15 protein-coding genes are annotated in these 15,673 nt (G+C 46.1%); all 15 read left to right on the top strand.

Annotated elements, in window-relative coordinates; translation table 11 throughout:
- The 15 genes from ACRRSX_RS19245 (at position 1) to ACRRSX_RS19175 (ending at position 15,650) form a co-directional block, all read left to right on the top strand.
- Positions 1 to 156 carry a hypothetical protein gene (locus ACRRSX_RS19245; RefSeq protein WP_432455970.1) on the top strand — a complete coding sequence of 52 codons (156 nt, stop codon included), beginning with the start codon at positions 1 to 3 and terminating at the stop codon, positions 154 to 156.
- A 281-nt stretch (positions 157 to 437) separates the two neighbouring features.
- A complete protein-coding gene (locus ACRRSX_RS19240; protein ID WP_432455971.1) occupies positions 438 to 2,156 on the top strand; it encodes an acetolactate synthase 3 large subunit in 1,719 nt (572 codons plus the stop codon).
- The gene (ilvN, locus tag ACRRSX_RS19235) at positions 2,156 to 2,650 is read left to right on the top strand and encodes an acetolactate synthase small subunit (RefSeq protein WP_432455972.1); all 495 of its coding nucleotides are present in this window, start codon (positions 2,156 to 2,158) and stop codon (positions 2,648 to 2,650) included. The genes ACRRSX_RS19240 and ilvN overlap by 1 nt, the downstream gene beginning before the upstream one ends.
- A 343-nt stretch (positions 2,651 to 2,993) precedes the next feature.
- Positions 2,994 to 4,886, top strand: coding sequence for an EAL domain-containing protein (locus tag ACRRSX_RS19230; RefSeq protein ID WP_432455973.1), 1,893 nt, complete (start codon positions 2,994 to 2,996; stop codon positions 4,884 to 4,886).
- Positions 4,887 to 5,290: 404 nt separating this feature from the next.
- Complete coding sequence (locus ACRRSX_RS19225) at positions 5,291 to 6,118, top strand: hypothetical protein (RefSeq protein ID WP_432455974.1); 828 nt, start codon at positions 5,291 to 5,293, stop codon at positions 6,116 to 6,118.
- Positions 6,115 to 6,726, top strand: coding sequence for a PilN domain-containing protein (locus ACRRSX_RS19220; protein WP_432455975.1), 612 nt, complete (start codon positions 6,115 to 6,117; stop codon positions 6,724 to 6,726). Before ACRRSX_RS19225 ends, ACRRSX_RS19220 begins: the two co-directional genes overlap by 4 nt.
- Entirely contained in the window at positions 6,719 to 7,372 is a 654-nt protein-coding gene (locus ACRRSX_RS19215) for a hypothetical protein (RefSeq protein ID WP_432455976.1), read from the top strand. Before ACRRSX_RS19220 ends, ACRRSX_RS19215 begins: the two co-directional genes overlap by 8 nt.
- On the top strand, positions 7,365 to 7,703 hold the full coding sequence (locus tag ACRRSX_RS19210; protein ID WP_432455977.1) for a hypothetical protein: 339 nt from the start codon (positions 7,365 to 7,367) through the stop codon (positions 7,701 to 7,703). Before ACRRSX_RS19215 ends, ACRRSX_RS19210 begins: the two co-directional genes overlap by 8 nt.
- A 3-nt stretch (positions 7,704 to 7,706) precedes the next feature.
- Positions 7,707 to 9,401: a pilus (MSHA type) biogenesis protein MshL gene (gene mshL / locus ACRRSX_RS19205; RefSeq protein ID WP_432455978.1), complete on the top strand. Its 1,695-nt coding sequence runs from the start codon at positions 7,707 to 7,709 to the stop codon at positions 9,399 to 9,401.
- 9 nt (positions 9,402 to 9,410) lie between these two features.
- Complete coding sequence (locus ACRRSX_RS19200; protein WP_432455979.1) at positions 9,411 to 10,316, top strand: ExeA family protein; 906 nt, start codon at positions 9,411 to 9,413, stop codon at positions 10,314 to 10,316.
- Positions 10,313 to 11,512, top strand: coding sequence for a tetratricopeptide repeat protein (locus ACRRSX_RS19195; RefSeq protein ID WP_432455980.1), 1,200 nt, complete (start codon positions 10,313 to 10,315; stop codon positions 11,510 to 11,512). Before ACRRSX_RS19200 ends, ACRRSX_RS19195 begins: the two co-directional genes overlap by 4 nt.
- A gap of 2 nt (positions 11,513 to 11,514) precedes the next feature.
- Positions 11,515 to 13,263 carry a GspE/PulE family protein gene (locus ACRRSX_RS19190; RefSeq protein ID WP_432455981.1) on the top strand — a complete coding sequence of 583 codons (1,749 nt, stop codon included), beginning with the start codon at positions 11,515 to 11,517 and terminating at the stop codon, positions 13,261 to 13,263.
- Positions 13,263 to 14,492, top strand: coding sequence for a type II secretion system F family protein (locus ACRRSX_RS19185; RefSeq protein ID WP_432455982.1), 1,230 nt, complete (start codon positions 13,263 to 13,265; stop codon positions 14,490 to 14,492). Before ACRRSX_RS19190 ends, ACRRSX_RS19185 begins: the two co-directional genes overlap by 1 nt.
- 19 nt (positions 14,493 to 14,511) lie before the next feature.
- Positions 14,512 to 14,976: a hypothetical protein gene (locus tag ACRRSX_RS19180; protein ID WP_432455983.1), complete on the top strand. Its 465-nt coding sequence runs from the start codon at positions 14,512 to 14,514 to the stop codon at positions 14,974 to 14,976.
- Positions 14,973 to 15,650 (top strand): pilus assembly FimT family protein, encoded by a 678-nt coding sequence (locus tag ACRRSX_RS19175; protein ID WP_432455984.1) that lies wholly within the window; start codon positions 14,973 to 14,975, stop codon positions 15,648 to 15,650. The genes ACRRSX_RS19180 and ACRRSX_RS19175 overlap by 4 nt, the downstream gene beginning before the upstream one ends.
- Positions 15,651 to 15,673 lie beyond the last annotated feature (23 nt).

Here is a 15,673-nt window from a genome sequence, read left to right as displayed (position 1 = left end):
ATGCGTTTCATTAATGAAGACGGCGAAGTCATGGAATTAGCCAATAATATGACCATTCAAGAATTATATGATATGGGGGTCAGTATTTCTTTGAGTGAGGATACGGATCCCGAGCAAAAAATATGGTTAACGGAAGAGCATGATGCTATAAATTGAAAAACAACTTATGTTACGTACTGAGAGGCCAGATGGTATTAGATTACTGTCTGGTTTTTTGTTTTTATTTTAGGTTAATCAACTTATTGTTGCCTAGTAAGGGATGAAGAATTTATATGATTTGCCACCGAAAACCGCAGAAAGAGCAGACAAAAGCGTAGACGCTAGGGGGCAAGAAACGTTACAGTGCTAGCCTTGGAAGGCTGGATTTTATGTCCCATTTTCCGCAACACAATGAAGTTATCCCACAATGACAATAAATAAAGCCTGGAGGCTTGAACATGGAGAAGTTATCCGGCGCCGAAATGGTCGTCCGCTGTTTGCAAGATCAGGGTATTAAACATATTTTTGGTTACCCTGGCGGCTCAGTACTAGATGTTTACGACGCACTCTTCGATAGCAGTGATATTGAGCATATTTTGGTTAGACACGAGCAGGCCGCGGTCCATATGGCCGATGGTTACGCACGTGCAACTGGAGAAGTTGGTACCGTGCTTGTGACTTCTGGCCCTGGCGCGACGAATACGATTACAGGTATTGCCACAGCCTACATGGATTCAATTCCGTTGGTGATTTTATCGGGTCAGGTGCCAACCACTTTGATCGGCCAAGACGCATTCCAAGAGACTGATATGATCGGTGTCTCTCGACCAGTGGTCAAACATAGCTTTTTAGTCAAAAAAGCTGAAGATATTCCAGCGGCAATTAAGAAAGCCTATTACATCGCTGCCACTGGGCGTCCTGGTCCGGTGGTGATTGATTTGCCAAAAGATGTGCAAAATCCATTACTTAAATTTCCTTATGAATACCCTAAGTCAGTGAGTATGCGCTCTTATAATCCGACGCTGACTGGCCATAAAGGACAAATTAAGAAAGCCGTTAAGGCTCTGTATCAGGCCGTACAACCGGTCTTGTATATTGGTGGTGGTGCGATTACTGCCGATGCTGGTGAACAGATCGGTAAACTGGTCGATTTGCTGAATGTGCCTGTCACTTCAACATTGATGGGTTTAGGTGCGTTTCCTTCAACTGATCCTCGCTTTTTGGGTATGTTGGGGATGCATGGCACCTATGAAGCGAATATGGTCATGCATCATGCCGATGTAATTTTTGCCGTCGGCGCTCGCTTTGATGACCGAGTGACCAACAATGTCGCTAAGTTTTGTCCTAATGCCACTATTTTGCATATCGACATTGATCCCACTTCAATTTCGAAGACAGTGCATGCTGATATTCCAATCGTTGGTTCGGTAGATGCGGTACTCAATCAAATGCTTGATTTGATCGAAGAAACGGGCGCAAAAAATGATGCGGATGCGATTGAACAGTGGTGGGTAAAAGTTGAACAGTGGCGTGCTCGTGAATGTTTAACTTATGCAAAAAGCGATAGCTTGATTAAACCACAGCAAGTGATTGAATCGATGTACCGAGTAACCAAAGGAGAGGCTTATGTCGCCTCCGATGTTGGTCAGCATCAAATGTTTGCTGCGCTCTATTATCCTTTTGATAAACCGCGTCGTTGGATCAACTCCGGCGGTTTGGGAACGATGGGCTTTGGCTTTCCTGCGGCAATGGGGGTTAAATTTGCCTTCCCTGACGCCACCGTCGCCTGTGTGACGGGAGATGGTTCGATTCAAATGAACATTCAAGAGTTGTCGACTTGCTTGCAGTACAATGTGCCGGTTGTAATTGTATCTCTTAATAACCGCTCTTTAGGTATGGTGAAGCAGTGGCAGAAAATGTTCTACGATGGTCGCCAATCTCACTCTTACATGGACTCGGTGCCTGATTTTGTGAAGTTGGCCGAGGCTTATGGTCATGTAGGGATCCAAGTGAACCATCCTGATGAGCTAGATGCTGCAATGGAAAAAGCCTTTTCGATGAAAGATCGGGTGGTATTCATGGATATTTTAGTTGATCCAGAAGAACATGTTTATCCGATGCAAATTAAAACCGAAGCGATGAAAGATATGTGGTTAAGTAAAACGGAGAGAACATAATGCGCCGAATTATTTCAGTTTTATTAGAAAATGAAGCCGGTGCTTTATCTCGAGTAACTGGTTTATTCTCACAGCGCGGTTTTAATATCGATTCACTTACGGTATCTACCACCGAAGATCCCACTCTGTCACGAATGAGTATTTGTAGCTTTGGTGATGACAATACAATTGAGCAAATTACCAAGCAGCTAAACAAGTTAGTTGATGTGCTTAAGGTATCGGTCCTTACCGAAGCGGACCATGTGGAACGCGAGATCATGTTGGTTAAGGTTCGAGCCGCAGGTAGTCTGCGAGAAGAGGTGATGCGAACTTGTGATATTTTCCGGGGGCAAATTGTCGATGTGACTCCGAGTCTGTATGTAATGCAGCTTAGTGGTGACAGTGCCAAGTTAGACGCTTGCTTGAAGACCCTGTCTCAATCCACCGAAATCTTAGAAGTGGTGCGTAGTGGCGTATGTGGTATTAGCCGTGGTGAGCGTATGCTACGCCCATAGCTTGCTTAAATTCTAGGTTGAAGACCAGCCTTGGCTGGTCTTTTTTATTTGTACAGACAACTCCTTGATGAATAACTGATATACTCTAGAAGCTGATGTGTTCTATCGATACGGATCACCGTAAATGTTGCATTGATGGGCGACGAGTTCCGTCCGAAGGCGCGACTGTTTTCTTATTGAAAGGAAATTGATAAGTATTGATTTGGTTTACGCTGTGGCAAACTTTTCTTCATGCTTAAAAAGCAGTGACTTGAACAAAAATTACTGACCTCCAGAGACCAACAGGCCTTGTTGATGTTAAGGGATGGTAAATCGACGGCCTAGATGGTGAGGAACACCAAGCATGAAATTCTCCAATCGGATTATTATTTTTACCATTAGCTGCGTCGTGGTTGCAGTATTGTTGGTATTACTTGGTGGTGGATTAACCTTTCGTCAGTTAGCCTTCAATCAACAACAACAGCAATTGCACTCCGTTGTAGAAGTGATTGATGGTCAGTTAAGTGTACAACCCGATACTCCGGAATTTGCGCAGTGGTTACCCAGTTGGTTAAGAGCGCATAATATTCAGGCTTTAGAAGTGTCTAATCGTGGTGGTGTGCTCTATACCTTTCGTGAACTAAATTATACGGGGAACAGTAATCGCTTAATTTCTTACCGCTATCCTTTAGTGGCTCACCCTGACTTCAGCGTACAAATCTGGGTGGAACGACCGTTTAAGCAATTGACTTATGAGCCCGAGGCCATGCTTGGGATTGGTGGCGGTTTAGTGATTGTTGCTCTGGGCTTGGTTGTGGTATTTCGTTGGTTGAAAAATATCATGCATGGCGCAGAGTTATTACAGACTCGAGGTAATCGCATCTTGGCTGGGCGCTTGCGAGATGCGCAAGTTGGCAGTGCAAAAGAGTGGCCGAATGCAGCCAGCAAGGCATTGGAACAATTAATTACCGAGTTGATAGAGGCGCGTCAAGAGCGGAGTCGTTTTGATTGTATTATTCGTAATAATGCCTTTGTTGATGAACTCACCCAACTCTCTAATCGCACTCATTTTTATAATCAATTGGAAGCCGAAATTACCGACGCTGATGCCCACACGGGTGCAGTGCTGCTGATTTATTTGCGCGGTATGGACGATGTAAATTACCAGTACGCGCGTAGTGAAGGTGACGCTATTTTGCAGCAAAGCGCCCAGGTTTTAAAACAATATACGCAACGCAATATCGAAGTGAATTTGGCTCGTTATAGTGGTGATGCCTTTGCTTTGTTATTACCGCTGTCGACTTTGGATGAAGCGGAAGATACTGCTGCTGGCATTTTAAAATTGTTGGAGCGGATTGCGTTGCCAGAAGTGGTTAATGCCGATGACTTTTTCTATATCGGTATTGCTGGTTATCAATATGGGGATGGTGCACAACAGGTCATTGAACAAGCCGAAGACGCTTTGCGTGTGGCACAGATGCAACGTCATAATGCTTGGCATGTCATCTCTCGTAAGTTGAATTCAACTCAAACAGGAAAGGGCTCGGTTCGCTGGCGAACTTTGTTACAGCATGTCCTGAGTAATGATGGTCTGCATTACTATCATCAGTCGGTATATGATGAAGACGGTGATGTGTGTTATCAAGAGCTGTTGTCGAGGATCACCGATTATCAAGGGGAAGTGATTAATGCCGGTGTATTTTTACCTTGGGCAGAGAAAAGTGGTTTACAGGCCGAGTTTGACCATCATGCGCTCAGTTTTGCGATGCAACAAGTGAGGTTCTCAAGTGATCCGATTAGTGTGAATCTAAATATTGCAACGGTTATCAAACAGTCGGTGATGCGCGAATTATTGCAATGGATTTTTGACCGCCCAGCTAGAGAGTGTCAAAAGCTGATTTTAGAGTTCACCGAAATTCAACTCTCTCAGTTAAATGATACCCAGATGCTTAGGCTCAAAGCGCTCAATAAAAAGGGCATTAAACTCGCTGTAGAGCGGGCTGGTCAGCAAGTCGTCAGTACTCAGTACCTTGGTGAGCTTACACTGGAGTATTTAAAGTTACATACCAGCTTAGTGCGTGATATTCAAATTCGTCAGGTCAATCAATTAGCGGTAAGCTCTATTATCGCCAGTTGTGCGGGTCGGGTGAAAGTGATCGCTGTTGGGGTTGAACGCAACGAAGAGTGGCGAGTATTACAACGTTTAGGTATTCATTGCGTGCAGGGCTTTTTATTTTCCAAACCGGAAGCGATTTAATTCATTTTAAGCCCTGAGTTGAGTTTGAAGTGCCGAGCGAAGTGAATATTATTGAATCGTTTCTGGGAATAAAATAGCCATAAACTACGCTTCGTTTAGTTTTCTGGCTAGGTTTGGGCTTTATATTCCAGATCTTATGTTCAGCTAAAGTTGAATGCTAATATTACCCAAGCTCTGTCTTGTATCAAGGTTTGCTAAATCCTCGGTAAACATCTTGAAAGAGAAACCGGACTTAAGGGCTTATTATCTGGAGAACTAGCACATATTTGTTAGCCAATGCTTTCAAAAATAAAAGAAAAGTTTAGACTAAATTGAGACATAGAAGCGCAAGCGGGCGATGGGAATATACGATGGACTTAGCATTTTGGCGAAGCAAAAAAAGCAAACTTTGTAGCAGCGCCTATATGCGATCTGATCTGGTGGTGGTCGCCAATCAACAGCAGCAGATTTTTGAGAAGGCGGTGACTTCCATAGAGCAGTGGCCTGAAGTTTTTGCATCTTTATGTAAAGAGGCTGGCATCGGCAACGAGCATCAAATTGTATTTGTTTTGGGCAATCAGCACTATCAGCAGTTTCAAGTCGAAAAGCCTAATGTCGCGCAAGAGGAGCTGGCGGATGCAGTTCCTTGGACCATTAAGGATATGGTGGCGGAACCAGTTCAAGAATTAGTGGTCGATTACTACCAAATACCAGTTGCGCCGATGACCGCAGAAAAGCTGAATGTGGTTTGTGTGAGTAAACCGATTATTCGCCAACTAGTTGCTTTAGCTAAAGAACAAGGACTGAAGCTTCAAGGGATCACCATCGAAAGCATTGCAACCGCGAACTTGTTGGAAGCCAATGAGCGTTGTCAAATGTTGCTGTGGCAAGCCAAGGGACGTGATCTTGAATTAAGCGTGGTGCGTCAAGGTCAGATCTGCTTTAGTCGCCAGCTGCGAGCATTTTCTAGTTTAGGTCGAATGCAGGAGATAGAGTTTACGCAAAACTTTTTTGATAGTTTAAGCCTTGAATTGCAGCGTTCCATTGACTACATCAGTGCGACTCTCAAACTGCCTGAAGTGAGTTTGATTCAATTAGCGATCCCGAGCCGTTTTTGTGACGAAATTGCCGTTCAATTGCAACATAACCTGGGGCCCAAAGTGAATTTATTGTCTCTGGATGCCATTGGCGAGAGCGAACATTACTATCGTTTACCAGTGCTTGGCGGACTTGATACTGGGGTATTGTCGTGAAAACCAGAATTAACTTCTATACCGAGGAATTTCACGCACAAAAGGAGCGGGTGTCATTAAGACAAAGCATACTGCTTTGGTTCGTGCTTGGGATTGTGCTGATAGCGTATGGTTTTTGGCTGCAAACGCAAACTCAAATCGCGATTGATAAGGCGAGCCAGCAGCGACAATTAGTGACCTTACAAAGTCAGGAATTGAGCACATTAAAACAGGCGCTCGAAGCTCGCTCGCTAAACCCAGACTTACAGCGCGACTCGGCCTTACAACAGCAACAATTAAAGTTGAAGCGTTTGCTGCAACAGCGTTTAAAAAATCAGACTGATACCAATAAAGGATTTTCAGCGACGCTGCGAGCGCTTGCCTCGATCCATGATAATCAGGTTTGGTTGAGTCACATTTATATTCAAGGTGACACCATGGCATTAAGTGGTCAGTCAGCAACTAGTGATGCCGTGCCGAAGTGGTTAAAGCAGTTTCAGGATTATCCGGAACTGGCTAAACGACAATTTTCGGCTTTAACGATTCAGCGCGATGAGCAACAGCAATTACAGTTTAGTTTGAGTGCTTCCGCCGAACTTCAGCCTGACTTGAGGGGGGCGCATGACTGAGCGTTGGCAGCAATGGCAACAGCGCTTTGCCAGCTTAAGTTTACGAGAGCGAGCCTTAATCCTTATCTCGGGTTTCGTGGTATTGAGTTTTCCGGCTTATTATTTCTGGTTAGAACCAATGAGCTTGCAGCAAGCTAAGGCGAAGACAGCGTTTATTCGACTGAGTGCCGAGTTAAAAGAAAACCAAATACAGATCGATTATAGTCAGCGTAAACTCGCTGAAGATCCCAATGCAGAGCTTCAGCGCCAAGTCGCTCAGCTAAGAGCGCAGTCTGGCCAGATTGACCGTCAGTTGGCTATTCAGCAAGCGGGTTTAATTCCAGTTGGGAAAATGGCCGAAGTTTTAGAACAATTACTGCAACATAGTGAAGGCTTGCAACTGTTGTCGCTAGATTCCATCGCACCAGAACCGGTATTAACTCGCGAGGAAGAGAGTGATAATAGCTTGAATTTTTATCGTCATGGGATCCGGCTTAAACTTACCGGGGGCTACTTTCCTCTATTAAAATATTTACAAAAAGTAGAAGCCTTACCGCAACGATTCTTGTGGCAATTAATTGAGTATCAGGTTGATGCGTATCCACGGGCCAATATTACTATCGATATTTATACCTTAAGTAGTCATAAGGACTTTATTAGTGCTTAAGCAAATGATGGCTATTGTGATGATAGCGACAATGATACAAGGCGTTGCTTGGGCGAACAGCTTAAGTGATCCAACTGCGCCACCTCGTGAGCTGGGTCAGACAATCGCGAAGGCGACATTAGTGTTACCGAGTTTGCAGGCGGTGATTGTGGGCGGTTCTCAAACCGGTGCGGTTCTTAATCAGCGTTTTGTGGCATTAAATCAGAAGATTGATGGGTTTAGCTTAGTTCGCGTTGCCCAAGGTTATGTCGTTTTAGTGAAATCAAATCAATCATATCGAATTCAACTCGATACAGTTTCAGTGAAAGATTCCGTGGTACAGGGGCAGTAATAGATGTATATGAAATGGATTTTTGTAGGCTTGGCGGCAGTTCTATTAAATGCTTGTCAAACAACTCCTCGCCCCAATCCCAGCGAAGCGAAGCAAGCGATCACGGAAGCTCAGCAGCAAAGTGATATACCTAAACCTGCTTTAGATTTGCCCGATGCTGTTCAGGCGGAACTGATGCCTGAGTTAGCTTTACAACAAGATGATTTATTGCAGACAGAGCACCGCTTTGATGTGAATGCGCGTGATGTCGAAGCCAAGGCATTTTTTCCTGCCTTAGTTCAGGGGTCCCCGTTAAGTGTGGCGATACATCCCGGAGTTGAAGGAAAAATAAGCCTTCAGCTGAAAGAGGTGACGCTCAAAGAGACCATTGATGTGGTCGCCGATATGTATGGTTATGATATTCAACGACGCGGTAAAGTGTTACATGTTTACCCTGCGGGCATGCGTATTGAAACCATACCGCTAAATTATTTGATGCTCGAGCGCTATGGCTATACGCGAACTCGGATTAGCTCTGGAGGGATTACGGCTAATCAAGATAGTAACAATGGCTCTAGTAGCGGTGATTCGAACAATTCTTCAAATAGTAATTCGAATAGTTCAAATAGTTCAAATAGCAATTCGAGTCGTAGCGATAGTTTTGATGGTACTCGCATTGAATCTTCAACTGAAACGCGCTTTTGGTCAGAGTTGGAAGACTCATTACGCGGCATGATTGGCTTGAATAGCCGTAATGATGGCGCTTCAGCCTATGCGGAGGATGGCAGAATGGTCGTGGTGAGCCCCCAAGCCGGCTTAGTCACAGTTCGGGCTTTTCCTGATGAAATACGTACCATTAAGGCTTTCTTGAATCAGTCAGAAACTAACTTACAACGCCAAGTCATCCTCGAAGCAAAAATTATCGAAGTGACCTTAAGTGATGGTTACCAACAGGGCATTGATTGGACCAACGCGGGTGATTTAATCGGCTCGACCGAGGTTTTATTTAACAGTGTGTCACAGCTACCGGGTAATGCGATTAGCAGTGTTCTTGGGGGAGGAGGGGCGCTCACGATTACTGAAGGTAACTTCCAGTCAGTGGTCAACTTGCTGCAAACTCAAGGTGATGTGAATGTGCTTTCCAGTCCACGAATTACGGCCTCGAACAATCAAAAGGCGGTGATTAAAGTCGGGACCGACGAATATTTTGTGACTGATGTCTCCAGTACCACGATTAGTGGTACTTCAACGGTAACCACTCCGACCGTAGAGCTGACCCCTTTCTTCTCTGGCGTGGCCTTAGATGTGACACCACAAATTGATGATAATGGTCAAGTATTGTTACATGTTCACCCCTCGGTAACCGATGTGGTTGAGCAGCGTAAAGAGATTAACTTTGGCAGCGAAATGGGGAGTTTGGACTTACCCTTAGCACAAAGTGATATTCGCGAGACGGACACGGTGATTAAGGCTCATTCTGGAGATGTGGTGGTGATTGGTGGTTTGATGCGTAGTAAGCAGCAAGAATTAGTCTCTAAGGTTCCGTTTATTGGTTCTATTCCTGGCCTCGGCGAGTTATTTACCAACCGCTCTAAGGCAAGCTCTAAAACTGAACTGATTATTTTAATCCAGCCTACGGTGGTGCAACAACAAACTTGGCAGAATGAGCTGAAGAAGTCTCAAAAGCTGCTAAATACATGGTACCCAGAAGATAATTAGGCGGATTTAGTGGCGGTATATCTTAAGTATTTTGGCCTTTCTCAAGCGCCATTTGGTTTAACGCCAAACACCGGCCTGTATCAAGCGCTGTTGCCCCACCATGAAGCGATTCAGGTCTTAGAAACGGCACTTGCTTCGGGGGAAGGTTTTATTAAAGTGAGTGGTGAAGTCGGCACCGGTAAAACCTTATTGTGCCGTAAGCTGCTTAACGAGATGGCCGAGCAATATCAATTTGCTTATTTGCCTAACCCCAGTTTATCCGCTGAACAAATCCATGCCGCTTTAGCCAGTGAACTGGGTCTGATGCTTGAAACTGAGCGTTCAGCTCATCAGTTGTTGGAACTGCTGAATCATCGACTCATAGAGTTCGCCAGCCAAGATCGGCCGGTTGTATTGCTTATTGATGAGGCCCAAGCGCTCAGCGATGAGGCGCTCGAAGTGATCCGTTTACTCGGTAATTTAGAGACCGAACAGCGTAAGTTATTACATGTGGTTTTATTTGGACAGCCGGAGCTAGACGAGCGTTTAGCGAGCCCCAAATTACGTCAATTAAGGCAACGGATCTCTTTTTCATATCGTTTACGAGCGTTGCAAAAAGATGAAGTGGCCAGTTATATTCAACATCGCCTGCATTTGAGTGGTTATCGCGGAGGGCCATTATTCACCGCGGCTTCCTTAAACATGTTAACCGACGCCAGTCGTGGGATCCCCAGATTGATCAATATCCTCGCCCATAAAGTATTGATGTTGTGTTATGGGCAAGGTGCTCAGCAAGTGAGTGTGGCAATGGTGAAGCAGGCGATTGATGATACCGAGGATGCAAGCTTTAGGCGCAATAGTTTGGGGGTGATGGGCTTGGTCATCACTCTTGGACTTGGTATTGCCGCTGCTTTCTGGTGGGGGCTCAGGCAATGAGTGTGATTAATCAAATGCTGAAAGATTTAGATAAACGACAGCAGACCAATCCGCAGAGTATGTCACCTTTGGTGGACGATTCGGGGCGTAGTTTAAGAGCCTACTTACTGATGGCGGTGGTCTTGTTAGCTCTCTCCGTTTCTGCCTGGTTAGCACTGCGTTATTTTCAGAGCATTCATATCGATAGTGATGTAAAGGTGCTGACTGAAGCAGATAGTTCAGAGCCTCAGTCGTCTGTAACGCCATCAGTAGAAGAGCCAAATTTACAAACAGTTGCTAGCGCAATGGCTGTCACTTTGCCTATCGTTGAAAAGGGTCCGAGTATTGCCGCCGAGACGCCTTCATTGCTAGTCGCGCCTGGTGAAGTGATGCCATTAAAGCCGATGATCAAGGCTGCTTCGCTGAAAACAAGCGCCGTGGTTCAGCCCGCAGGGCAGAGTCAGTCCGTCGCCCCTGAGGTCGGCCAAGAAACATCCGCTGCCATCCCCCGCAAGTCAGTCGAAAAGTTTGCGCCGCGCTCGGTTGCTGCGCTTGATGATCCGCACAAGACACAAGTTCAAGCGAAGCCGTTAGACACGGCATCGACAACGGCCAGTTTGCAAATCACCCCCATTACCTTAAGCTTGGAGCAGCGCGTTGACTTATACACCCGACGCGCTATGGAGGCCTTGGATAACAAACGTTTAGAGCAAGCACGCAGTGAGTTTAGTAAGGCCTTGCAATTAGATCCTCGTGCGCATTCGGTTCGCGAACAATTGGCTGCCTTACAGTTTGGTCGTGGCGATGTTAGTCGTGCGGTTGGCTTACTTGAAGCGGGGATTCAACTGAGTCCGCAACATAGTGGATTTCGTTTGATGTTGGCGCGGATCTTTGTTCAACAACAGAATTGGCAGCAGGCTTTGTTCTACCTTGATGCGCAGCGGCCAGAGGTGGCAGGGAACGTTGATTATTACGCCATGTTAGCGAGTTTGGCGCAGCGCTTAAATAAAACCGAGTTAGCCTTTGATAGTTATCGCTTGTTACTAAAACAACAACCTTCTCGCGCGCGTTGGTGGCTGGGTTACGCGATTGCCAACGATAAACTGGGTCATTATAAAGAAGCGTTGGCGGCTTATCATCAAGCCGAACAAATGGGGCAACTTTCTAGTCAAACCGGTGATTTTGTCACCAGCCGTATTCGGCAGTTGGAGCAATAACGATGGCGCAACCAAAATTACGTATGCGCTTAGGCGACTTGTTAGTTAATGAACTGGTGATTAGCGATGTACAACTAAGTCAGGCCTTAGCCAAACAAAAACAAACCGGACAAAAATTGGGCGCAGCGCTGATTGAGTTGGGTGTGATTAGCGAAGTTCAGCTGTTAGAATTTTTAGCGCGCCAGTTAGGGATCCCCTTTGTTGATTTAGGACAAATTGCGGTGGATGCCAATGCTGCGGTATTGCTGAGTGAAGTACATGCTCGACGTTTAAGAGCATTGGTGATCCATAAAGATGCTGATGTATTAACCGTGGCCATTTCCGATCCGGCTGATCTCTCGGCGACCGATACCCTGGCGGGTTTATTGTCTCCGCATCAGCTTGAATATGTAGTGGTTCGAGAGTCTCAAGTACTAGAGGCTTTTGATCGCTTTTATCGTCGAACCCGTGAAATTGAAGGTTTTGCTCAAGAATTAAAAGAAGAATATGCCAGTAGCGATGAGTTCAATATTGGTTTGGTTACCGCTAATGATGAGAGCAACGAAACCACGGTGGTTAAATTGCTGCAGTCGTTATTTGAAGATGCGGTGCAGGTCGGGGCCTCTGATATTCATATCGAACCTGACGAAAAAGTATTGCGGATCCGGCAACGGGTTGATGGCGTTTTACAAGAAAGCGTGCTCAACGAAGTACAAATAGCCTCTGCCTTAGTACTACGTTTGAAGCTGATGTCGGGCCTAGATATTTCGGAAAAACGTCTCCCTCAAGATGGCCGATTTAATATTAAGGTTCGGGGTCATTCCATCGATGTGCGGGTATCTACGATGCCAATTCAAGCCGGAGAATCGGTGGTGATGCGTTTGCTGGATCAGTCCACAGGGATCCTTTCCTTAGAACAAACGGGCATGCCCACAGACATCATGGAGCGAGTTCGTCGTCAGCTGCATCGCCCACATGGCATGATTGTGGTGACGGGGCCAACCGGGAGTGGTAAAACCACCACTCTATACGGAGCCTTAACCGAATTAAATCAACCCGGCGCTAAAATTATCACCGTGGAAGATCCGGTGGAATATCGATTGCCTCGGATTAACCAGGTGCAGGTGAACACTAAGATCGGCCTCGATTTTTCGAGCATTCTGCGGACCACTTTACGTCAAGATCCCGATATCTTATTAGTCGGGGAGATGCGTGACCAAGAAACCGTAGAAATAGGCCTGCGTGGCGCCTTAACCGGTCACTTGGTTTTAACCACCTTACATACCAACGATGCCATTACCAGTGCGCTACGCTTAATTGATATGGGTGCGGCAGGATATTTGGTGGCGAGTTCCTTGCGAGCGGTGATTGCTCAACGTTTGGTGCGCCGTTTATGCGAAAACTGTAAACACCCGCAGCCATTAACTTCGGAACAGAAGGTTTGGTTAGAACATTTGAGCAATGACAACTTGTCAGAGAGCAAATTTTATCATGGGCGCGGTTGTCAAAGTTGTAATTACACCGGTTATAAAGGTCGTGTTGGGGTATTTGAATTACTGGAATTAAACGAAGCAATGATGGAATGTTTACGACGGGAAAACCCTGACGAATTTTCCAAAGTGGCCAAAGCCGCTGCTTCCTACCGTCCGCTCTCTTTGGCGGCGCTAGATTATGCGAAGCAAAGCATTACCTCGGTTGAAGAGGTATTACGTTTAGTGGAAGAGATTGATCTCTACGGCTCGGTCGTGGGCGATTTGGATGAGGCCCACTAATGGCTATTTTCCACTATCAAGTTCGTGATAGTAGTGGTCGCTTAATCGATGGCGAGCTAGAGGCGAGTTCGCAAAATTCAGTGGCAGAAAGTTTGCTTCGCCGAGGATTGACGCCGATAAAAATTGCCGAAATAAAAGCCAAGGGTCAGGGCTTGAGCACGCTCGATTTAAGTGGCCTATGGCAAGGGCGGATCAAATTAGATGAGCTGGTGGTATTTACGCGGCAGATGTATTCGCTGACCAAGGCTGGGATCCCAATTATGCGAGCGATTAATGGCTTAGCCGAGAGCGCGCATAGCAAGAGTTTACAACTCGCATTGGCTGGCGTTTACGATTCGCTCAGTAGTGGACGAACGCTTTCGACAGCGATGGCGGAGTATCCTAAAGTGTTCTCGCAGCTGTTTGTTAGTATTGTGCATGTTGGCGAAAATACCGGTCAGTTGGAGCAAGCATTTTTGCAGCTATCCCAATATCTTGAGTTGGAGATGGATACCCGTAAACGGATTAAAACGGCAATGCGTTATCCAACCTTTGTGATCTTAGCAATTGTGATCGCAATGGTGATCCTTAATATTTTTGTGATCCCTAAGTTTGCCGAAATTTTTGGTCGTTTTAATGCGGAGCTGCCTTTGGCAACCCGAATATTAATTGGCACCTCGAACTTTTTTGTGAACTATTGGCCCTGGTTATTGGTGGCTGTGGTGGCTGCAATTTTTGCGGTTCGTGGGTATGTAGCCACGCCAGCGGGGCGGCTGCGTTGGGATAAAACCCGCTTGCGTTTACCGGTGGTGGGTTCGGTGATTGAGCGTTCATTGTTAGCCCGTTTCTCGCGTAGTTTTTCGATGATGCTTGGCGCCGGTGTTCCGCTTAACCAAGCCTTATCGCTGGTGGCGGCGGCGGTAGATAATGCCTTCATGGCTGAGCGGATCGTTGACATGCGGCGTGGGATTGAACGGGGCGAAAGCTTACTGCGTAACGCCACCGCGAGTGGTTTATTTACGCCATTGGTACTGCAAATGATCTCGGTGGGAGAAGAGACTGGTCAAGTGGATGAACTACTCGCCGAAGCCGCTGATTTTTACGAACGTGAAGTGGACTATGATTTGAAGAGTTTGACCGCGCGGATCGAACCTATTTTAATCTGCATTGTTGCGGTGATGGTGTTGATTTTAGCGCTGGGGATCTTTACCCCAATGTGGGATATGATGCGAGCTGTCAGGGGTGGCTAGACAGCGGGAGAACCGCAAAATGTCTTCTCACTCGGCTCGTTTTCGTTGGCTAGTGAGTCTATCCATTGTTTTGTTGCTTGTATGGTTGCTTTTAGCCAGCCTAATGAGGACAATAAACCATGCAGAACAACAGCTTGTAGAAGAGTATACGCAAACTTGGAAGTCTCAGTTAGGAGTGTTTCATGGTTTGTGGTTGGCCCAGTCGCGACCCAAGCAGCTAAGCTTAAATTTATATCAGCAAGCTTTAGAGCATCCGCAAGCGGCAGACGTCGATAGTTTTAGGCTGGAGATGAATGATGCTGGTTGGCCACAAGTGAGTTCAACTGCACAGTGTTTGCAATTGTGGCGGTATATGATTGGTTTTGAATTCAGTCTTGAAGCGCAAGCCAAGGCCAAGTATCAGCAGCAGCGCTGTTATTACCATTTGGCGCCGCAAGGTGAAATTATTTACCACGCAAGCCAGGGCTTGGTGACAAATCGATGATGATTGATGGGAGTGGATGGCAGGTGACGAAATATTCAACAGCAGGCGCGCTGCGGACTCAGCAAAGTGGTTTCTCGCTTATTGAATTGGTGATTGTGATTGTGATCCTCGGCATTTTGGCGGCGACCGCTTTACCCCGATTTTTAGATGTTACCGATGAGGCCAAAATCGCAAGTTTAGAGGGCGTTGCAGGTGGTTTTGCGACAGGGGTCTCCTTAGCTCGAGCGCAGTGGGAAGCCGAAGGCCGTCCCAGTGAAAACGGTAAAAATAAAGTGATTTATGACGCCCAGCAACTGTATTTAACCACGCCAACGGCGGCGCAAATTAGTAATGGCAGTGTGGCTCCCGGCTATCCAATGAGTAGTGACAATGAGGCGGTGGACCCGGGGACGATTTCGGGCAGCAAATGTATTAAGGTATGGGAGGCAATCTTACAGAATCCAGCAAGAGCTACCGCCAATTTTAGCGAAGTGGCGACCCAAGGCGATTACTATAAGTATTATGCCACCGTGACCGGTGCAGCAGAAGCCAGCCGTTGTATCTTTTATCAGGTGAATTCCTTGGCAAAAAGTGGCGATGGCAGTTATTTAAACCCAGGAAGTGATGAAACATCATTCAATAATTTTAGCTATCAGCCTGCCGCGGGGCGGGTATTTACCAATATTCCTAACTAACGATTTTAAATCAATAATTTTCT

Source organism: Agarivorans sp. QJM3NY_30, from assembly GCF_050870855.2.
Classification (GTDB): domain Bacteria; phylum Pseudomonadota; class Gammaproteobacteria; order Enterobacterales; family Celerinatantimonadaceae; genus Agarivorans.
This window is presented reverse-complemented; position numbering and strand designations above follow the sequence as displayed.